Annotated in this window: 16 protein-coding genes and 1 tRNA gene; 12 read left to right on the plus strand and 5 right to left on the minus strand. The window is 61.8% G+C overall.

Features of this window, described 5'->3' with window-relative positions:
- Positions 1 to 154 precede the first annotated feature (154 nt).
- The 5 genes from pckA to FGQ67_RS06080 all read left to right on the plus strand — a co-directional run bounded on the left by pckA (position 155) and on the right by FGQ67_RS06080 (position 4756).
- Complete coding sequence (pckA, locus tag FGQ67_RS06060) at positions 155 to 1825, plus strand: phosphoenolpyruvate carboxykinase (ATP) (protein WP_138340613.1); 1671 nt, start codon at positions 155 to 157, stop codon at positions 1823 to 1825.
- Between the two features lie 227 nt (positions 1826 to 2052).
- The gene (locus tag FGQ67_RS06065) at positions 2053 to 2772 is read left to right on the plus strand and encodes a B3/B4 domain-containing protein (RefSeq protein ID WP_138340615.1); all 720 of its coding nucleotides are present in this window, start codon (positions 2053 to 2055) and stop codon (positions 2770 to 2772) included.
- Positions 2773 to 2924: 152 nt separating this feature from the next.
- Positions 2925 to 3374, plus strand: coding sequence for a MarR family winged helix-turn-helix transcriptional regulator (locus tag FGQ67_RS06070; protein WP_117820503.1), 450 nt, complete (start codon positions 2925 to 2927; stop codon positions 3372 to 3374).
- 127 nt (positions 3375 to 3501) lie between these two features.
- A complete protein-coding gene (locus FGQ67_RS06075) occupies positions 3502 to 4356 on the plus strand; it encodes a DegV family protein (protein WP_138340616.1) in 855 nt (284 codons plus the stop codon).
- Positions 4357 to 4435: 79 nt separating this feature from the next.
- Positions 4436 to 4756, plus strand: a complete 321-nt coding sequence (locus FGQ67_RS06080) for an MGMT family protein (protein ID WP_138340618.1) — start codon at positions 4436 to 4438, stop codon at positions 4754 to 4756.
- Between the two features lie 384 nt (positions 4757 to 5140).
- Here the strand turns inward: FGQ67_RS06080 and trpS are convergent, their stop codons facing one another.
- Positions 5141 to 6190, minus strand: coding sequence for a tryptophan--tRNA ligase (trpS, locus tag FGQ67_RS06085; protein ID WP_117757745.1), 1050 nt, complete (start codon positions 6188 to 6190; stop codon positions 5141 to 5143).
- Positions 6191 to 6360: 170 nt separating this feature from the next.
- Positions 6361 to 7560: an MraY family glycosyltransferase gene (locus FGQ67_RS06090; RefSeq protein WP_138340620.1), complete on the minus strand. Its 1200-nt coding sequence runs from the start codon at positions 7558 to 7560 to the stop codon at positions 6361 to 6363.
- A gap of 528 nt (positions 7561 to 8088) precedes the next feature.
- Here FGQ67_RS06090 and FGQ67_RS06095 point away from each other — a divergent pair.
- The 5 genes from FGQ67_RS06095 (at position 8089) to proB (ending at position 12557) form a co-directional block, all read left to right on the plus strand.
- The gene (locus FGQ67_RS06095; protein WP_138340622.1) at positions 8089 to 9027 is read left to right on the plus strand and encodes a radical SAM protein; all 939 of its coding nucleotides are present in this window, start codon (positions 8089 to 8091) and stop codon (positions 9025 to 9027) included.
- Between the two features lie 138 nt (positions 9028 to 9165).
- Positions 9166 to 9238: transfer RNA gene (locus tag FGQ67_RS06100), tRNA-Ala, on the plus strand.
- Between the two features lie 63 nt (positions 9239 to 9301).
- Positions 9302 to 9760, plus strand: a complete 459-nt coding sequence (locus tag FGQ67_RS06105) for a hypothetical protein (RefSeq protein WP_138340624.1) — start codon at positions 9302 to 9304, stop codon at positions 9758 to 9760.
- Positions 9761 to 9844: 84 nt separating this feature from the next.
- The gene (locus FGQ67_RS06110) at positions 9845 to 11350 is read left to right on the plus strand and encodes a nicotinate phosphoribosyltransferase (protein WP_138340626.1); all 1506 of its coding nucleotides are present in this window, start codon (positions 9845 to 9847) and stop codon (positions 11348 to 11350) included.
- 79 nt (positions 11351 to 11429) lie between these two features.
- Positions 11430 to 12557: a glutamate 5-kinase gene (proB, locus tag FGQ67_RS06115; RefSeq protein ID WP_138340627.1), complete on the plus strand. Its 1128-nt coding sequence runs from the start codon at positions 11430 to 11432 to the stop codon at positions 12555 to 12557.
- Positions 12558 to 12755: 198 nt separating this feature from the next.
- Here the strand turns inward: proB and FGQ67_RS06120 are convergent, their stop codons facing one another.
- Positions 12756 to 14174: an alpha/beta fold hydrolase gene (locus FGQ67_RS06120; RefSeq protein WP_138340629.1), complete on the minus strand. Its 1419-nt coding sequence runs from the start codon at positions 14172 to 14174 to the stop codon at positions 12756 to 12758.
- A gap of 112 nt (positions 14175 to 14286) precedes the next feature.
- On the opposite strand from FGQ67_RS06120, the gene FGQ67_RS06125 reads away from it, so the two are divergent.
- Complete coding sequence (locus tag FGQ67_RS06125) at positions 14287 to 15573, plus strand: glutamate-5-semialdehyde dehydrogenase (protein ID WP_138340631.1); 1287 nt, start codon at positions 14287 to 14289, stop codon at positions 15571 to 15573.
- A gap of 70 nt (positions 15574 to 15643) precedes the next feature.
- Here the strand turns inward: FGQ67_RS06125 and FGQ67_RS06130 are convergent, their stop codons facing one another.
- Positions 15644 to 16243, minus strand: coding sequence for an HD domain-containing protein (locus tag FGQ67_RS06130; protein ID WP_138340633.1), 600 nt, complete (start codon positions 16241 to 16243; stop codon positions 15644 to 15646).
- 107 nt (positions 16244 to 16350) lie between these two features.
- Positions 16351 to 16836, minus strand: coding sequence for a CarD family transcriptional regulator (locus tag FGQ67_RS06135; protein ID WP_006235480.1), 486 nt, complete (start codon positions 16834 to 16836; stop codon positions 16351 to 16353).
- Positions 16837 to 17178: 342 nt separating this feature from the next.
- Between FGQ67_RS06135 and argS the strand changes: the two genes are divergently transcribed.
- Positions 17179 to 19032, plus strand: a complete 1854-nt coding sequence (argS, locus tag FGQ67_RS06140) for an arginine--tRNA ligase (RefSeq protein WP_138340635.1) — start codon at positions 17179 to 17181, stop codon at positions 19030 to 19032.
- The last annotated feature ends 116 nt before the right edge of the window (positions 19033 to 19148 follow it).

Below are 19148 nucleotides of genomic sequence, written 5' to 3' on the forward strand. Positions count from 1 at the left end.
GTCCCCAATGACTAGGCCGCTTGCCTGCGATTTTTGACCGTTGGGCGGGCTTGCCGCCCTTGCCGCAAAAACGTTTTTGCATATCGGGTACAACGGGCTTTACGTGAGTAAAGTGCGCGCCGCGTCCACGTGTCGCGTTTTTAAAGGAGGCCCCATGCCTGGTGTTACCCCTGCAGAAGTTTTGTCCAACTTTGGTATTACGCTGGTCGAAGATCCCGCCGAGAATCAGCCCCGTCTGCTGGTCGATCTACCCGCCGCGGAGCTCGTCGAGCACGCTATCCGCCGCGAAGAAGGCCGCATGGCATCCAACGGCGCGCTGGTGATCGAGACGGGGGAGCGTACCGGCCGTTCTCCCAACGATCGCTTTATCGTTGACACCCCCGATGTTCACGACAAGATTGCCTGGGGCGCGGTCAACCGCCCGCTGTCCGTCGAGAGCTATGAGGTCATCAAGGCCGGTATCGTCGACTATCTCAACGAGCGCGACGTGTTCGTCACCCGCGGCATGGCAGGTGCCGACCGCAACCACACGCGTCGACTGCTCGTTGCCTGCGAGCGTGCCAGCCAGGCACTCTTTATTAAGCAGATGCTCGCCCGTCCGCTCGCTCGCGAAATTGCGCGCACCGGCGAGCCGGACTTTTGCGTGCTCGCGGCACCCGGGTACCAGTGCGATCCCGCCATCAAGGGCCTCAACTCCAGCGCCGCCGTGGTCATCAACTTCCAGGAGCGCGTGATTTTGGTTGCCGGCACCGGTTACTCCGGCGAGATTAAAAAGTCGATCTTTAGCGTCATGAACTATCTGCTGCCCGTCGAGGACGACGTGCTGCCCATGCACTGCTCGGCCAGCATGGATCCCGTCACGCACGGGACCGCCGTGTTCTTTGGCCTGTCCGGCACCGGCAAGACCACGCTTTCGGCCAATCCCACGCGCCTGCTGATCGGCGATGACGAGCACGGTTGGTCCGACATGGGCATCTTCAACATCGAGGGTGGCTGCTACGCAAAATGCGAGGGCCTGGACGCCTTCCACGAGCCTGAGATCTTCAACGCTGTCCGCTTTGGCGCAATCTGCGAAAACGTGGTGCTCGACGAGAACCGCAAGCCCAACTACGATGACATCTCGATTACGCACAACACGCGCGTGGCCTATCCCGTGGAGCACATTCCTAACGCGTGGACTAAGGGCATGGGCACCACTCCGAGTGTCGTGCTGTTCCTGACTTGCGACGCTTTTGGCGTGCTGCCGCCCATCTCGCGTCTGACGGCCGACGCCGCCATGTACCACTTTGTGACGGGCTTTACGGCTAAGATTCCCGGCACCGAGGTCGGCGTTACCGAGCCCACGCCCACGTTCTCTTCGCTGTTCGGCGAGCCGTTTATGCCGCTCGACCCCATGGTTTACGCCAAGATGCTCGGCGAGCGTATTGCCGACGGCCGCACACGCGTGTACCTGGTCAACACCGGCTGGATCGGCGGCGGCTACGGCGTGGGTCATCGCATCGAGCTGGCCTACACGCGCTCGCTGGTCGCGCGCGCCCTCGACGGCACCATCGAGGACAGCGAGTTCGTGCACGACGACATCTTTAACGTCGACATTCCCACGACGTGCCACGGTGTGCCCGATGGCATCCTGGTGCCGCGCCAGTACTGGCAGAGCACCGCGCGCTACGACGAGGCCGCGCACAACCTGGCGGTGATGTTCGAGGAGAACTTCGAGAAGAAGTACTCGCACCTGCCCGAGTCCGTCAAGGCCGCCGGCCCGCACGTCCAGGTGTCCGCCGAGGCCCGTCATCGCGGCCGCGGGCTGCTGGGACTTCGACACTAGCTTCGCCGTGAGTCCATATCCACCACAAAGGGGACAGGCGCCTTTGTGGTGGTTTTGCTCGCGTGGATGACTCGGGTTACAATACGCCTGACATATCGTCCCCTTCTCCGGATGGGGACAGCGCAAGCGCTCTTGTGACGGCACCGTAGGACTTTGAAGGTGGCCGTTGTAAGGGCGCTTTTTGTTTAGGCGCCCTCACTCGGGCGCGCACAATGAAGGGAGAGCGTATGAAGAGCTTTATTGCCGAGGATTCATTCTGGGAGTTGTTTCCGCAGGCGGCGGTCGGTGTTGTGGTCGTGGAGGGCATGAAGCCCACGGCTCAGATTCCTCAAGAGGACGTGGATGCGATTGCGGCGTTGCTCGACCGCGCCAATATCGACGCGGAGCGTCATCTGACCAGCGATACTATCAGCGAGAACGCACCGGTCAAGGCATGGCGCGAGGCCTATCGTCTGTTCAAGACCAAAAAGGGCGCGCGTTGCTCAATCGAGAACCTGCTCAAACGCGTGCTCAAAGGTAGGCCGGTGGGCCACATTACGCCTGCGGTGGACATCTATAACACGGTGTCGCTGACCTACGCGCTGCCCGTTGGCGGCGAGGACCTGCGCGCCATCGAGGGCGATCTGCGCCTGGCGGTCACTGGTGGCGGGGATGCGTTCCTGCCGCTTGGCGAGGATGTGGATGACCCGACGCTGCCCGGCGAGCTTGCCTACATCGATGATGCGGGCGCCGTATGCCGATGCTGGAACTGGCGCGACGGCGTTCGCACGGCGCTGTCCGACGATTCGGCCGATGCATTCCTGGCGATTGAGTGCGTGGAGCCCGAGCGGATGGGGGATTGCCAGGCTGCCGTTGATCGTCTCGCCGAGTTGCTCGAGCGTTATCTGGGCGCTACGGTTGTCGTTAAGACGCTCGTGACCCGCGACAACCCGCGCGTGGAACTGTAGCTCGCCCCAAACCACCACAAAGGTGCCTGTCCCCTTTGTGGTGGTTTTTATGTTGATGGGTTAACAAATAGGGCGTGCAGGGCTGGCGGCCGTCAAGTACGGCTAAGATGTTTACCCGTTAGCATTATGCAAGCGAAAGGCGGTCGTCTCCCATGCAGCAGAGCGACGAGACACGTTTCGAGGACTTTGTCGGACTGATCAGCGGACTCTACAAGGAGATCCAGCGCATTAAGACGTCTGAGGGCGCAAGGCTGGGTCTCAAGGGCTCCGACGTTATGTGCCTGTACTATCTTGAGCGCAGCAAGGACGGCCTGACTGGCGCCGACCTGGCTCGCATGGCAGGCGTGACCCGCGCCGCCGTCTCGCGTACGCTCGCGCATCTGGAGGAGGGTGGCTACGTCGAGGTCGATGATTCGGGCGATGCCGCCGTTAAGTATCGTGCTCCGGTGCGCCTGACCGCTCTGGGCGGCGAGAGCATGAGCGAGGCGGACCGCATCATTCGCGAGGTGCTCGATACCACCGGTAAGGCTATGGGTGTGGAGCAGCGCGAGCAGATGTATGCGTCGCTGCGCACGATTCTCAACACCCTGCGCGAGATCTAAGGCCGCCAAGGCATTTGCTTCCAATTAACAACTTAACAACTGCATAGTCCCGTTTGAGCGCGTATGCCGTGCCGGGGCATTGCTGTCAAAATTCTCTGCGCGGGACCTGCGCAAGAAAGGATTCGCTATGTCCATTCGTATTATTACCGATTCCGCGAGCGATATGTCGCCGGCGGAGCACCCGGCACTGGCCGTTTTGCCGCTGTCCGTTACCTTTGGCACCGATGTGTACATGGATGGCATCGACATCGATCACCAGCGCTTTTACGAGATGCTCGTGGAGCGCGATGAGCTGCCCAAGACCGGCCAGGTCAACCCGTACGCGTTTTCGCAGGCGATTGCCGAGGCGCGTGAAGCCGGCGATGAGGCTGTGATTATTACCGTGGGCGCTAAGCTATCAGGCACCAATCAGAGTGCCCGTACCGCACTTGCCGAGGCGCCGGGCGGCGACGTGTACGTGGTAGACAGCAACAACGTCACCCTGGGTGAGCGCGTCCTGGTCGAGTATGCCCTGCGCCTGGTGGACGAGGGCCGTAGTGCGGCCCAAATCGCGGCGGCCGTCGAGGCCGTCCGTGACCGCGTGGTCGTCATCGGCCTGCTCGAGACGCTGGAGTACCTGGTGCGCGGCGGTCGTCTGTCTGCTGCGGCCGGCGCCGTGGGTACGCTGCTCAACGTAAAGCCCGTGGTGGCTGTCGAGGACGGTCTGATCGTGCAACTGGGTAAGGCGCGCGGTTCCAAGAACGGCCGCAACCTGCTGAACCAAAAGGTCGAAAAGGCAGGCGGCATCGACTTTTCCATGCCGCTGGCGCTCGGCTATACGGGTCTTTCGGATGCGGTGCTCAAGAAGTATATCGAGGACAGCGCGGCACTGTGGGCTGGTCACACCGAGGGCGAACTGCCCGTTCACACCATTGGCGCCACCATCGGCACCCACGTAGGCCCCGGCGCCGTAGCCGTAGCCTTCTTCCAGCCCGCTAACTAACCGACCTGCCATAAACCACCACAAAGGGGACAGGCCCTTTGTGGTGGTTTATGCTTTTCCGGGTGGAAGGGAGCGAGCAATGGCGTCTGAGGGCTTTTTTGAACGGGTGTACGAGGTGGTCGAGCAGATCCCCGAGGGGATGGTCGCCACGTATGGCCAGGTGGCGCTGCTTGCCGGTCGTCCACGAAGTGCGCGGTACGTGGGGTATGCCCTGCATAGTAATCCGCGCCCTGGCAAAATTCCCTGTCATCGCGTGGTGTTTGCCGATGGCCGTATCTGTGAGGGCTTTGCCTTTGGTGGCCCCGATGCTCAGCGCGAGCTCTTAATGGGGGAGGGCGTGACGTTTGCCGATCCCATGCATGTTGATCTGGCCGCCTGTCGTTGGCCTGCCGGGCTGTAGTGGCGGGCTTCGTCAAAATCACCACAAAGGTGCCTGTCCCCTTCGTGGTGGTTTTAGTTTACCGTAGCTAACTTATGGAGAAGGTGTGGCGGCGCATATTGACGCTACAAAGTAAACCACGGTGAACTATATTGTATTCAGCAACGGAGTAGGCAATAGGCGATGAAAAAGCCTGCCCTGTTGAGTTTGATTCGCATCCCTCCCCTCTGTGCGATTCAACGGTGTACTTCGGGAACAGGCCCGCTGGCAACTATCTGCCAGCGGGCCTGTTCCTGTTTGTCGGGAGAGTGTGATGGACGGAGCCGAAGCGGTCCGGCTCCAAAAAAAGGCGGACGCCGTAGCGCCCGCCCTAAAGCAATCGAAAGCTCAAGCCAGCAAATCGGTCTAGTACACCATGCCCATGGCGTCCTGAACCTCGGCCAGGGTCTGCTCGGCGATCTCGTTGGCGCGACGGTTGCCCTCATGCAGGACGTCCTTCACATAGTCCAGATCGTTCTCGTAGCGCTGGCGACGCTCGCGGATCGGTGCGAAGTACTCGTTGACGGCCTCGGTCACGTACTTCTTGAGCTGGCCGGAGCCGCCCATGCCAATCTCCTCGGCAATCTCGACCTCGGAACGGCCGGTGCAGATGGCGGCTGTCGAAAGCAGGCCAGACACGCCGGGGCGGTTCTCGGGATCGAACGTGATCATGCGCTCGGAGTCGGTCTGGCTCTTCTTGATGCGTTTGGCCGTTTCCTCGGCGGTCATCGAGATGTTGATGGCGTTGCCGTAGCTCTTGCTCATCTTGCGACCGTCCAGGCCCGGCAGCAGCGGGGTCTCGGACAGCAGCGCTTCGACCTCGGGGAACACCTTGCCGTAGCGGTTGTTAAAGCGGCGAGCGATGGTGCGGGTAAGCTCGATGTGCGGTAGCTGGTCGCGACCGACGGGCACCACGTTGCCCTTGCAGAACAGGATGTCGCAGGCCTGGTGCACCGGGTAGGTGAGCAGAAGGCCGGTGAGCTCGTGGCCCGAGGCCTCCATCTCGGCCTTTACCGTGGGGTTGCGCGCCAGCTCGGCCTCAGACACCAGTGACAGGAACGGCAGCATGAGCTGGTTGGCTGCGGGCACGGCGGAGTGCGCGTAGATCATGGTCTTGTCGGGGTCGATGCCGCAGGCAAGGTAGTCCATGACCATGTTGTACACGTTGTCCTGGATGTGCTCGGTCGTGTCGCGGTCAGTGATGACCTGGTAGTCGGCGATGAGCACGTTGGTCTTGGCGCCCATGTTCTGCAGCTCAACACGGCCCTTGAGGGTGCCGAAGTAGTGGCCCAGGTGCAGACGGCCGGTGGGGCGGTCGCCGGTGAGCATGGTGAACTTCTCGGGCGTCTTGGCCAGGCCCTCGCGAATGGCGTTGCTCTTTTGCAGCGCGACTTCGTAGCTGTTCTCGTTTGGCATGATTGCTCCTAACGTATGTTCATGGGTCAAGATGATAGCGCGTTTATTGGAGGGGCGGTGCGTAAGTAGGCGAGGGGCGGGAGAGGGACGCGCGTGCTGCGGCGTGTGCGATGGGTGCGGCGCGGCCGCGCTTGGCTAACGGTGCCTTGGCATATCCTCGGCAGCTTGCCCTAGAGCTTGTGGTGGCGCTCTTCTTTGCGCTCCTCGGCAGCCTGCTCCTCCTGCTTAAAGGCGGGGTCGTCGGGGGTGACGAGCTCGTCCTCGTGCGTGCGCTTGTTGTAATGGTGGCGCAGCACGGGCTCAAACAGATGTAGATGCTTGGCAAAGGCCGCCGAGCCAATGGCGAGCACGGTAAAGATGAGCACGCGCATGGGCACCTCGACCTGGTTAATCGCGGCGGCGCCGGCCGAAAGCATAATGCACCAGGCATAGATGAGCAGCACAGCCTGTTTTTGGTTGTAGCCTTCTTGGATCAGGCGGTGGTGGATGTGGCCCTTGTCGGCCTGCCCGATGCTTATGTGGGCGCGCTTGCGGCGCACGATGGCGCTAAACGTGTCGATGATAGGCACGCCGGCAACGATGAGCGGGATGATAAGCGAGGTGAGTGCCGCGGTGCGGCTCACGTTGAGCAGCGAGATGGAGCCCAGCGCAAAGCCCAGAAGCAGCGACCCCGAGTCGCCCAAGAAGATGCTTGCGGGGTTGAAGTTGTAGCGCAAAAAGGCCAGACAGGCGCCAAAGAGCGCAATGGAGAGCGCGGCGGCGTCGATGCGGCCCGAGAGAACGGCCATCGAAAACATGGTGAACGACGCGATGCCGCAGATGCCCGTGGCCAAGCCGTCGAGGCCGTCGATGAGGTTAATGATGTTGGTGAATGCCACCAGATAGATCACGGTAATGGGGTAGGCGAGCCATCCGAGCATGATCTCGCCGGGGGCAAACGGGTTGACGATGACGCCGATTTTTAGGCCGCCCACGCAGGCGATGAGCGCGGCGAGGACCTGGCCGGCCAGTTTTTGCTTGGGCTTGAGCTGGTAGACGTCGTCGATCACGCCGGTCGCAAAGATGACGGTAAAAGAAAGCGCAAGTATGGGGTAGCTGATGTGCAGACGTGGGTGGGGCACCAAAACGGGCGGCCAGCCCAGGTACCAGGTGCCTAGAATCTGCACGATGCAGGCGACGACGAGGCCCAAAAAGACCGCCGTGCCACCCATGCGCGGGATGGGCTTAGTGTTGATGCGGCGCTTGGAAGGATAGTCGACGGCGTCGAGCTTGATTGCCAGGCGCTTGACCAGGGGCACCGTAAGGAAGGTCGTGATAAAAGCCGCGACCGCCACGCAAAGGTACGGTATGAAGCTCGTGGAGGAAGCCATGAATCGATAAACCGCCAAGCGTCGAAGGAAAAGGTCAAAGGATGCCATGCCGCAAAGGGTATAGCTGACCCATGATACTCGACCAAGGAGGGTGTGAGGAATTGCACGGGGCGATAATCACGCGCTTACCAGATATTGGGGTGATAGTGGGGCTCTGCCTGGTGCCTTTTGGGAATATTGGCGGGATTTGCAATGGTGATTTTCGGCAAAAGAAAACCACCCCCCACGTTACGAAAATGAACCCACCTAAAACAGGTGGGTGCCCTCATCGACTGTTCCAGCGTCCTTAACAACGAAGGATACCTGTACTAGGTACGACTGTGTGGGCTCCCTAAATAAACGCGACGGTTCACCCAGTTGCTCCGCGGGGGGCGGAATACCTACATCATAAAGCGGCACTTTGTGGATTCCAGTCTTGACATTACAAAAATCGTGTCGGACGATTACGGCGCCTTAGGGACGGAGCCGTCTACGCGGTCTGGCCCTTTACGTTTGAGCTGCTGAATCGTTGTTTTGGAGCATGTTTTTATGCCGACGTCGTTGACCGAACTTTTTTCGCCCGCCTGCCATTTGTGTCCGCGCCGTTGCGGTGCGGCGCGCGATGAGGGCGCGCGCGGCGTATGCGGTGCTAACGACACGCTCAGGGTGGCCCGCGCGGCGCTTCATATGTGGGAGGAGCCGCCTATCTCGGGCGAGGCCGGTTCGGGCACGATCTTCTTTAGCGGTTGCTCGCTTAAATGTATCTACTGCCAGAACCACGAGATCTCGACCGGCAATTTTGGCCTTGAGATTTCGCCTGAGCGCCTGGTCGAGATTATGCTGGAACTGCAGGACCAGGGTGCCAACAACATCAATTTGGTGACGGCGACGCACTATGCGCACCTGCTGCCGGCTGCGATTGCCGCGGCACGGGCACGCGGGCTGGTCATCCCAATCGTCTACAACACAAGCGGTTATGAGCGCGCGAGTGCCGTGGCGGCGCTGGGCGACCTGGTCGATGTGTGGCTTACCGACTTTAAATATGCCGATGCGGGGCTTGCGCAGTCGCTCTCTCATATAAAGGATTACCCGCGTGTGGCCGTGTCGGGCCTGGCGCAGATGGCGCGCGAGATCGATCGCCGCGGGGGAGAGTTGGTGGACGAGGACGGGCTTATGAAGCGCGGTATGATCGTGCGCCACCTGGTGCTTCCGGGGCATGCGGACGATTCGTGTCGCGTACTGGACCTAGTGTGGCAGACGGTGGGCGATGTGCCGATCTCGGTCATGAACCAATACACGCCCAATGCCCTCATGCGCGAGCAGGGCGGCGATCTGGCGCGCGCCGTGACGCGTGAGGAGTACGAGCAGGTGCTCGACCATGCCGACGACCTGGGCTTTACGACGATGTTCTGGCAAGAGGGCGGAGCGGTAGACGAGAGCTTCACCCCGGCGTTCGACACCACCGGTGTCCTCACCAGCGCAAAGTAGCGCGTTCGCCGATGATTTTTCTGGGACGGGGATTAAAAAATCATCGGGCGAATGGTAGTCAAAAAAGCTCCGCTCCAAAAAGACTGGTTATTGGGCGTTGACAGTTGGCGAGCCGTAGGTAAAATATCGACTTGTCCTGGGGACGTAGCTCAGTTGGGAGAGCGCTGCCGTCGCATGGCAGAGGCCGAGGGTTCGACTCCCTTCGTCTCCACCCTTGGATTTGATAAGCCGCTGACATTGTGTCGGCGGCTTTTTTAAAAGAAAGGGCTGAACCATGGCTGAGCTTGAGTCCCAACCATTGTCCGACGAGGAGCGCGCTGAGTTGGAAGAGCTCCGCGCTGAGAAGGCCCGCCGCGAGGCTCGGGAAGAGGCCCGTCGCGAGCGTGAGGAGCTGGCTGCCCTGCGTGCCGAGCGGGCGAAGGCCGAGGAGGCCGTCGCGAACGCCGCATCCGCATCGGCGCCCGCGCCCGCACCCAAGCCCGCTGCTGCGAAGCCTGCACCTGCCGCGCCCAAACCTCAGCCTAAAAAGGCCGCCCGTCCCAAGTCCGTCGAGCCCAAGCCGAGCCGTGACGAGATGACCTTTGCCCAGCGCATGGTTACCTCCAAGGAACCTACGGGCGAGAACGAGATCCCTGGCATGGCGCCGGCTCAAAAAATCATCATTGTCCTTGCCCTCATCGCGTTTGTCATCTTTATGGGCTACACGATCCTGACCAGCATGGGCCTGCTCTAACCGATTTGCATCGGGTGTCATGTCCACATCCTCTGCTCTCGTCTAACCCTCAAATTCTGTACCACACATCCGAAAGGTCGCCCCATGGCTTTGACCGACATCTCGCATCCCACCGACATTGCAATGCTCACCGATCTGTACGAGCTCACTATGGCCCAGGGCCTGTGGGAGAGCGGCAAGGCCAATGAGCAGGGTTGTTTTACCGCGTTTTACCGCGACCATCCCTTTGGCAGCGCCTACGCCGTCATGTGCGGCACCGCCGAACTGCCCGAGCTGGTCGAGAATCTGCGCTTTACGCCCGAGGACATCGACTACCTCGCCTCGCTCCAGGCCCCTGCCGGCGGCGCGATGTTCAAGCCTGGATTCCTCGACTACCTGCGCGATTTTCGTGCGCATGTAAACATCGACGCCGTGCCCGAGGGCGAGCCCGTCTTTCCGCGCGAGCCCATGGTGCGCGTCACCGGCCCCGCGCTGGAGTGCCAGCTGCTCGAGACAGCGCTGCTCAACATCGTCGGTTTCCAGACGCTCGTCGCCACCAAGACGGCGCGCGTGGTGCTGGCGGCCGATGGTCGTCCCGTGGCAGAGTTCGGCCTGCGTCGCGCCCAGGGCCCCGACGGCGGTCTGGCCGTTGCGCGCGCGAGCTACGTGGCGGGCTGCTCGTCCACGTCCAACGTGCTGGCCGGGCGCCGCTACGGCATTCCCGTCTTTGGCACGCACGCGCACAGCTGGGTGATGAGCTTCGATTCCGAGCTCGAGGCCTTCCGCGCGTTTGCCAAGTCGAGCCCCAAGAACTGCACGCTGCTCATCGACACGTACGACGTGCGCGAGGGCTGCGAGCATGCCATTACGGTTGCCAAGGAGATGGAGGCCGCGGGCGAGCGCCTGTCGGCCATTCGTATCGACTCGGGCGACCTGGCTAAGCTCTCCAAGTACGTTCGCGGCCGCTTTGATGCTGAGGGCCTGCCCTATGTGGGGATTTCGGTCTCCAACGACCTGGATGAGTATACGATTCAGTCCCTGCTCGACCAAGGCGCGCCCATCGACAGCTTTGGCGTGGGTACCAAGCTCGCGACCTGCTATGACCAGCCGGCGCTGGGCGGCGTGTACAAGCTTTCCGCCCGCCGTGCGAGCGAGGCAGATCCATGGACGCCGGTGGTCAAGCTCTCCGAGCAGCCCTACAAGCGCACGATCCCGGGCGTGCAACGTGTGCGCCGTTATTACGACGGCTTTGGCGGCCCGGTCTGCGACATGATCTACGACGAGGACCATCTGGCGGGGGAGGGCGCCGCGCGCGGCAATACCCTCGTGGCCGTGAATGATGCCGCCTTGGTGACCGACGTGTCCGAACTTGAGTATCGCGAGCTGCTGGTGCCGATCGTGCGCGATGGCAGTGCGGTGGCTCCGCGTGAGAGCATCCAGGACGCGCGCGAGCGCTGTGCTTGGGCGCTCGATCATCTGGACGCAGCTTTCAAGCGCTTCCTGTACCCGCAGACCTATGTGGTGGGCATGGAGCAGGGCCTGGCTCAGGTGCGCGACGAGCTCGTGCGCAAGAACATGGCCGCGGCTTCTGCCTTTCCCTGGGCTCACTAATTCCTTGGGCGGTAGGGGCGAGTCACGCTTCCTTGGCCGCCAGCTCGGCCGTTCGCTGAACAGTTGATTGGTTTGACGTATGACGACTTCTTATAAAACGATGGTGGTAAAGATCGGTTCGTCCACGGTTGTGGGCGCCGATGGCAAGGTCAACCGCTCCTTTATCGGCGGGCTTGCCGATCAGGCCGCAGCCCTGCGCAAGCTCGGCTGGCGTCTGGTCGTGGTGAGCTCGGGTGCTATCGCCTGCGGCTATCCCGTGCTGGGCTTCGACCGCAAGCCGGTCGGCGACCTGCCGAGCTTGCAGGCTTGCGCCTCGGCTGGTCAGTGCATCATCTCGTCGGCCTACGACGAGGAGTTCCATGCGCGCGACCTGCTCACCTCGCTCGTGCTGCTCACGCGCCACGATACGGCCCGCCGCACGTCCTACCTGCACGCGCGCGACGCCCTGCTGCGCCTGGTGGAGCTGGGCGTGGTGCCGGTTGTCAACGAGAACGATACCGTTACCGTCGATGAGATCAAGTTTGGTGACAACGACACGCTGGCGGCGCTTGTGAGCTGCCTGGTTTCTGCCGATCTGTGCGTGACGCTCTCGGACATCGATGGCCTCTATACCGCCAATCCGCATGAGGACCCCACGGCCGAGTTCGTCCCGGTCGTGCATAAGATCGATGCCAAGATTATCGCCTCGGCTGGCGATTCTTCCACATCGGTGGGCACGGGCGGCATGATTACCAAGATCCGCGCGAGCCGCATTCTCATGACCGCGGGCATTCAGAGCGTGATTTGCTCGGGCGAGGAGCCCGATGCGCTCGTGCGCCTCGCCCGCGGCGAGAGCGTGGGCACGCTGTTCGATCCGCCGGCGGAGCGTCTGGACATCGCACCCCGCAAGCTGTGGATCGCACTGGGCGACAAGGCGCATGGCTCGGTGACGGTTGACGACGGTGCCGCGAAGGCGCTGGTCAGCCGTGGCTCTTCCTTGCTTGCGGTGGGTATTCGCGAGGTCGATGGCCAGTTTGCCGAGGGCGATGTGCTCGATGTGTGCGATCCGAGCGGTATGGTCGTCGCCCGCGGTATCGCCGAGGCCGATTCGGACGTGCTGGAACTTGCCGCCGGTCGCCGCCAGGACCAGATCGCCAGCAACCGCCTGCTTGCTAACCTGGCCGAGAAGCCGGCGATACACAGGGATAATTTAATCGTCTTCGCATAACCAATTGACGCTGCAAACGCCCCTAAGCGGCAATCTGACGTTCAATCGTCGGGCATGACCAAAAGGTCAATGCCCTCCTCTTTTACGTCACCTTGCTCGCTTAGGGGCGTTTTCGCTTTCCGTCCTCTTCCTGCAATGTTGCTGTTCTCGGCACTTGGGGACGTTCCTTATGTGCCGGCAGGTGGGGACTCTCTTTTGTTAGAAGATCCGGCGCAGGTCTCCGCGGTTGAGGGCTTCGTCGAAGAGGTGCTTGAACACCACGCTGCCGTGCGGGCCGTCGTGCTCGAACTCGTTGGTCACCCAGGCATGCGAGTTGCCCACGCGGCTGAGCGTATCGAGCTGCAGGCTCGAATCCACGTACATGTCGTCGAAATACACCGCGGCCTGGAGCGGCACCTCGTTGCAGGCCAGGCGCTGCGGGTCGTAGATCTTGTCCCAGCTGGTGTCTTCCATCAGCAGGTCCATGGCGGGCTTAAACGGCTTAAGCTCGGGCATCTGCTCGAACATCCACGGGAACATGGCCTCGCCGGTAAACATGAGCGGGCGCGCGAGGGTGTCGAACTCGGCGCGGTGTGCCTTCTCTTCGGCCGCGGCCCAACCAATGGGCATAGTGTCGCCGTCGGCGTATATGAACTCCTGAAGCGTCCAGTACAGCGGATTCGTGCGCGTGTTGGTGCGCTCGAAGGCGCGCATCAAAAAGCTGTCAGATACCGAGGCGCCGCAGGTCAGCGTGCCGTCGCCGTCAACAAAAGCGTGATCGATAATCCAATGCATGCGCTCAAAGCTCGGCTTCATGCCAAAGTCGCTGCCCATGAGCTGTAGGCGCTCGACCGTCATCGGCGAGCCGTCGGGCAGCACGGGCTTCTGAGCCTCGAGCGCATCGGCCAGGGCTGCCACGCGCTCGACGTCAGCGGGGTAGCGGTCGTAATACTGCTGCGTCTTGGCGGCCATGCGCGGGAAGGTGTGCGCGTAGACCTCGCTGGCGCTCGCCGGCACGTGGGGGATGCCGCCGCAGGTAAAGCTCGCCGCCACGCCCTCGGGGAAGAGCGATAGATAGCTCAGCGTCAAAAAGCCGCCGTAGCTCTGGCCGAGCGTGACCCACGGCTTGCCGCCAAAGCCCACTAGGCGCAGGTACTCAAAATCGCGCACGATGGAGCTGGCGAGGTGGCGCTTGAGGAAGTCCGCCTGCGAGCGTGCTGTATCGGCGCCGGCGGCCGTTGCGCGATCACCCAGTGCCTTGATCGTGCGTCCGTCCACGCAGCTACTGCGTCCGGTGCCGCGCTGGTCGGGAAGGACCACGCGGAAGTGCTTGACGGCCTCCTCGATCCAGCCGTCGCTTGTGGGCGACAGCGGACGCGGGCTCTCGCCGCCGGGGCCGCCCTGCAAAAACAGGAGCAGCGGCAGATCGTCGTTGATGCGGTCGGGCGCGCAAACCACGCGGTAGAAGAGCTTGATGCTCTCGGGCGCGCCGGCGATGGGTGCCGGCATAGCGCCGCGGCGCATGGTGCTGCCGACGGCCAGGAGCATCGGCTCCAGGCCGCGCCAGTCAAGGGGGACGTCGATGCTGTGGTCCTCGACGTAAAGGCCGGGGACGTGGTACGAAGTGATGAGGGCCATGTGAGTCTTCCGTTCGTTGCGGTGTTTCGGGTTGACCAATTCTACCGCCGCGGGCGAGGCCATGCGCAAATCGGCTACCATGGTTGCAAACTTCTAGGAGAAAGGGCCGCCCATGTCGGTCGATATAGCCACGTATGTCCACGATCTTGCCGTTGCCGCCAAGGCAGCGTCGGCCTCGCTTGCCACGGCGAGCGATGAGCAGCGCCAGGAGGCCGTGCGCGCCATGGCCGCAGCACTGCGCAACGGTGTCGACTCCATCGTCGCCGCCAACGAGCTCGATATGTCCGCCGCGCGCGATGCGGGTACCTCGGCCGGACTGCTCGATCGCCTGCTGCTGACGCCCGAGCGCGTCGAGGGCATGGCCGCCGGTTTGGAGAAGCTCGCCGAGCTGCCCGATCCCGTCGGTCGTGTACTCGATCACCGCGTGCTTTCAAGCGGCGTGGACCTGACCCGCGTGAGTGTGCCGCTGGGCCTGGTCGCTATGGTCTACGAGGCGCGCCCCAACGTGACGGCCGACGCCGCAGGCATCTGCATACGCACCGGCAACGCCTGCATTCTGCGCGGCGGTTCGCTGGCCTATCACTCGTGCGCCATGATCGCCGAGCTGCTGGCCGATGCGCTCGAGGCCAAGGGCTTCCCGCGCGAGGCCGTGTCGATGATCGAGTCCACCGACCGCGAGGCCACTGGCGAGCTCATGAAGCTCCACGGCATTGTCGACGTACTCATTCCGCGCGGCGGTGCAGGCCTGATCCAGCGCTGCGTGCGCGAGTCGCTTGTGCCGGTGATCGAGACGGGCACGGGCAACTGCCACATCTACGTGCATGAGTCCGCCGACTTTGATAAGGCGCTCAACATTATCGTTAATGCCAAGACCCAGCGTGTAGGCGTGTGCAATGCCGCCGAGTCGCTGCTGGTCGACCATGCTGTGGCCGATGCGTTTTTGCCTGCGGTCGTTGCCGTGCTGCACGACCACGGCGTGCTCATTCACGGCGACGAGGCCACGTGCGCCGCGTGCGCCGACGCCGGCTTTGTGGAGGGCGATGACTACGTCGCCGCGACTGAGGAGGACTGGGGTCGCGAGTACCTGGCGCTCGAGATGAGCGTGAAAGTCGTGGCAAACGAGGACCAGGCCATCGCACACATCAATCGCTACGGCACGATGCACTCCGAGGCCATCGTTGCCGAGGACACGGACGCTTGCGAGCGCTTCCTGGATGCGGTCGATGCCTCGGCCGTATACTCCAACGCCAGCACTCGCTTCACTGACGGCGGCGAGTTTGGCTTGGGCGCCGAGATCGGTATCTCGACCCAAAAACTCCACGCCCGTGGCCCCTTTGCCGCCGAGGCCCTCACCACCTACAAATACAAGCTCCGCGGCACCGGCCAGGTCCGCCCCTAAACTCCTCGTAAACGAAAACCACCACAAAGGTGCCTGTCTCCTTTGTGATGGTTTTAGGTAGCGTGGGCGGTTAGGCCTGGAAGGTATCGCGGTCGGGGGCGAAGGACTGCATGGCCGCGATGGTGCGGTCAAAGAGCTCGGGGAGCTCCCAGCCCAACATCTCGGCGCCCTGCGAAATCACGTCGCGCGAGCAGCCGGCGGCAAAACGCTTGTCCTTGAACTTCTTCTTGAGCGACTTGGTCGTAAAGTCCATAACGCTCTTGCTCGGGCGCATGATGACTGCAGCGCCGATCAGGCCGGTGAGCTCATCGCAGGCAAACAGGATCTTTTCCATCTGCAGCTCGGGCTTGGGCAGCGAGGTGTTGAAGTCGGACGTGTGCGTCTGGATGGCGCGAATGAGCTCGGGAGACGCACCATCGCCCTCAAGAATCTCGGCAGCATAGATGGTGTGGTTCATGGGGTCGTCCTCATGCTCCTCCCAATCCAGGTCGTGCAGCAGACCGACGATGCCCCAAAACTCCTCGTTCTCGGGGTCGAACTCGCGCGCAAAGTAGCGCATAGTGCCCTCGACCGTCTCGCCATGGGTGATGTGGAACGGGTCCTTGTTGTGCTCGTTGAGCAGTTCGAACGCGCGGTCGCGGGTGATTCCGGCGGTAAGCGGCTCTGCCATAGGAGACTCCTTGTGCTCGTGGGTATCGATAAGAATGAATACTACTAGAACAAGAAAACCACCACAAAGGTGCCTGTCCCCTTTGCGGTGGTTTTGGCGCGGATGGGTTAGTTGAGGGCGGCTTGGGCTAGGCGGGCTTCGGCGGCCTCCTCGGTGACGCCCAAGGCCACGGCGAACTCCTCGATGGAGCGGCGCTTGGCCTCCTTGAGTACGCGCATGTAGTAGGAGCTGGGCTTTTTATCAGCTTCCTCGGCCTGGCGAATGCGGTGCATCATGGTCTTTGCCACGCGGACCGTCTCGGGCGCGCCCAGCTTGAGCTGCTGCTTAAAGTGCGTCTCCTCAAGTGAGCTGTTGCGCTCGGTAAAAGTGTCGCACTCCAGCTCGTCATAGTGGCTCAGCAGGTGCTCGGCATCTTGCTGAGAGATGGCGGCGTGCAAACGGTCGGCCTGCGCCACGGGGTACATGAGGATCGTCTGCGCATGTCCCTGCTTGGTCTCGAGCAACAGCATGGGCTGCGGTGTGTCGTCCCTAAAACCGACGACGGTGCAGACTCCCTGACCCGGATGAATGACGTGTTGACCGATTGAGAACATGCTACCTCCAACTTATACGAATTTACGTATGTCTAGAATAACACGCTGACGTGCGCAAACCCTTACTTTATGCAGGAAAAGCACACAACTCTGATAGGTAAGAGTATTCGATAACAGGCGCAGCTCATTCACACCTTTATACATTTTTAACGCCTGCATAATCTGCAGGCAGACTGGCATCTTTGAGTGACTCCATACAAGCTGTAGTCAATTTTGTGCATATGCAATATCGATTGGCTTTACCCTGCGACAGTGCCCGTCGCTTGTGATAGAGTGCTACAAACTCTGGCTTTTGCCCTACGAGTGACCAAGAGCTCGGGGGCTTTAACACAAGGAGGACCTATGCCCGAGAAGATTGAAGAGCTGGTACGCGCTGCGCTTGCTGCGGCCCAGGAGGCCGGCGACTTTTCCGCATTTGAACTTGACGATTGCGCCATCGAGCGACCGGCTGACACTTCTCATGGCGAGTGGACCTCTACCATGGCCCTGAAGTCCGCCAAGCTGGCCCATTGCGCCCCGCGCAAGATCGCCGAGGCCATCGTTGCCCATATGCCCGAGGACCCCGCGATCGAGAAGGTCGAGATCGCAGGCCCCGGCTTCATCAACTTCTACCTCTCCGTTGCCGTCAAGAATGCCATCTTTGGCGAGGCCCGCGAGAAGGGCATGGACTTCGCTAAGTCCAACGTCGGTGGTGGCCTGAAGACCCAGGTCGAGTTCGTTTCCGCTAACCCTGTCGGCCCCATGCACATCGGCCACGGCCGCTGGGCCGCTCTGGGCGACTCGCTCTGCCGCGTCATGGACCACGCCGGTTACGACATCCAGCGTGAGTTCTACATCAACGACCACGGCTCTCAGATGAACACCTTCGGCAACTCCATCAGCACGCGCTATATGCAGCTTGCCGACATCATCGCCAAGCAGGGCGTGGATATCGACGAGGCTCACAAGCTTCTGATCGCCGACCGCGACGCCTTTGTTGCCGACGAGGGCGACGAGCACCCCGAGACCCATCCGTATCAGGACAACTTTGCCGAGACTCTGGGCAAGGACTCCTACGGCGGCGACTACATCATCGACGAGGCTGCCGAGTTCTGGCGCACCGACGGCGATAAGTGGGTCAACGCCGATCCGCAGGAGCGCATGGAGAGCTTCCGCGAGCGCGGCTACGTAAAGATGGTCGACAACATGCGCGACCTTTGCCACGCCGTTAACTGCGACTTCGATCGTTGGTTCTCCGAGCGCTCCCTGTACGTGAAGGATACCGAGGGCGAGACCGCCGGCACCTCCGCCGTCGACCGCGCTTTTGAGAAGCTCGACAAGATGGGCTACCTCTACACCAAGGACGGCGCCCTGTGGTTCCGCTCCACCGACCTGGGCGACGACAAGGACCGCGTCCTGATCAAGTCCGACGGCGAGTACACCTACTTCGCCTCCGACGTTGCCTATCACTGGGATAAGTTCCAGCGCGTCGACCACGTCATCGACATCTGGGGCGCCGACCACCACGGCTACATCGAGCGCGTCCGCTGCGTCTGCGACGCTCTGGGTTACCCCGGCAAGTTTGAGGTTCTGCTGGGCCAGCTCGTCAACCTGCTGCGCAACGGCAAGCCCGTCCGTATGTCCAAGCGCAAGGGCACCATGGTGACCCTGCAGGAGCTCGTCGACGAGGTCGGCTCCGACGCCGCTCGTTACACGCTCATCTCCAAGAGCTCCAACCAGATGGTCGACTTCGATATCGAGGCTGTTAAGAAGCGCGACAACTCCAACCCGGTCTATTACGTGCAGTATGCTCACGCCCGCGTGTGCTCCATCCTGCGCCGTGCCGCTGACGTTACGCCCGAGCAGGCTGACGAGATGGGCATGAAGGCCGTCGCCGCGAAGGCCATCGGTGAGAACGTCGATTACTCGCTGCTGACCGACCCGACCGAGCTCTCCCTTTCGCGTAAGCTCAACGAGCTCACCGACCTCATCGCCAGCTGCGCTCGCGACCGCGCTCCGTTCCGTCTGACGCACTTTGCCGAGGAGCTCGCCGGCGACTTCCACAGCTTCTATGCTGCCTGCCAGGTGCTGCCGAGCGAGGGCCGTCCCGTCGACCCCGAGCTTTCGCGTGCCCGTCTGGCCGCTTGCGACGCCGTCCGCGTAACACTCGCCCTGGTGCTCACCCTCGTTGGTGTCTCCGCTCCCGAGCAGATGTAAGCTACGGGTCATTTGACCGCGCAGGTTTGGTTTAACTGAGCCTTGAAAGCCCGATCTCCCACGGAGGTCGGGCTTTTTTGCAAACGCCGACGTATTGACGAATTTGGAACTGCTGG

Source organism: Collinsella aerofaciens, from assembly GCF_005845035.1.
GTDB classification, from domain to species: Bacteria; Actinomycetota; Coriobacteriia; order Coriobacteriales; family Coriobacteriaceae; genus Collinsella; species Collinsella aerofaciens_I.

Bases quoted from the DNA above. Each gene is read 5' to 3' on its own strand.
- pckA (WP_138340613.1), top strand. From the start codon at position 155: ATGCCTGGTGTTACCCCTGCAGAAGTTTTGTCCAACTTTGGTATTACG.
- FGQ67_RS06065 (WP_138340615.1), top strand. From the start codon at position 2,053: ATGAAGAGCTTTATTGCCGAGGATTCATTCTGGGAGTTGTTTCCGCAG.
- FGQ67_RS06070 (WP_117820503.1), top strand. From the start codon at position 2,925: ATGCAGCAGAGCGACGAGACACGTTTCGAGGACTTTGTCGGACTGATC.
- FGQ67_RS06075 (WP_138340616.1), top strand. From the start codon at position 3,502: ATGTCCATTCGTATTATTACCGATTCCGCGAGCGATATGTCGCCGGCG.
- FGQ67_RS06080 (WP_138340618.1), top strand. From the start codon at position 4,436: ATGGCGTCTGAGGGCTTTTTTGAACGGGTGTACGAGGTGGTCGAGCAG.
- trpS (WP_117757745.1), bottom strand. From the start codon at position 6,190: ATGCCAAACGAGAACAGCTACGAAGTCGCGCTGCAAAAGAGCAACGCC.
- FGQ67_RS06090 (WP_138340620.1), bottom strand. From the start codon at position 7,560: ATGGCTTCCTCCACGAGCTTCATACCGTACCTTTGCGTGGCGGTCGCG.
- FGQ67_RS06095 (WP_138340622.1), top strand. From the start codon at position 8,089: ATGCCGACGTCGTTGACCGAACTTTTTTCGCCCGCCTGCCATTTGTGT.
- FGQ67_RS06105 (WP_138340624.1), top strand. From the start codon at position 9,302: ATGGCTGAGCTTGAGTCCCAACCATTGTCCGACGAGGAGCGCGCTGAG.
- FGQ67_RS06110 (WP_138340626.1), top strand. From the start codon at position 9,845: ATGGCTTTGACCGACATCTCGCATCCCACCGACATTGCAATGCTCACC.
- proB (WP_138340627.1), top strand. From the start codon at position 11,430: ATGACGACTTCTTATAAAACGATGGTGGTAAAGATCGGTTCGTCCACG.
- FGQ67_RS06120 (WP_138340629.1), bottom strand. From the start codon at position 14,174: ATGGCCCTCATCACTTCGTACCACGTCCCCGGCCTTTACGTCGAGGAC.
- FGQ67_RS06125 (WP_138340631.1), top strand. From the start codon at position 14,287: ATGTCGGTCGATATAGCCACGTATGTCCACGATCTTGCCGTTGCCGCC.
- FGQ67_RS06130 (WP_138340633.1), bottom strand. From the start codon at position 16,243: ATGGCAGAGCCGCTTACCGCCGGAATCACCCGCGACCGCGCGTTCGAA.
- FGQ67_RS06135 (WP_006235480.1), bottom strand. From the start codon at position 16,836: ATGTTCTCAATCGGTCAACACGTCATTCATCCGGGTCAGGGAGTCTGC.
- argS (WP_138340635.1), top strand. From the start codon at position 17,179: ATGCCCGAGAAGATTGAAGAGCTGGTACGCGCTGCGCTTGCTGCGGCC.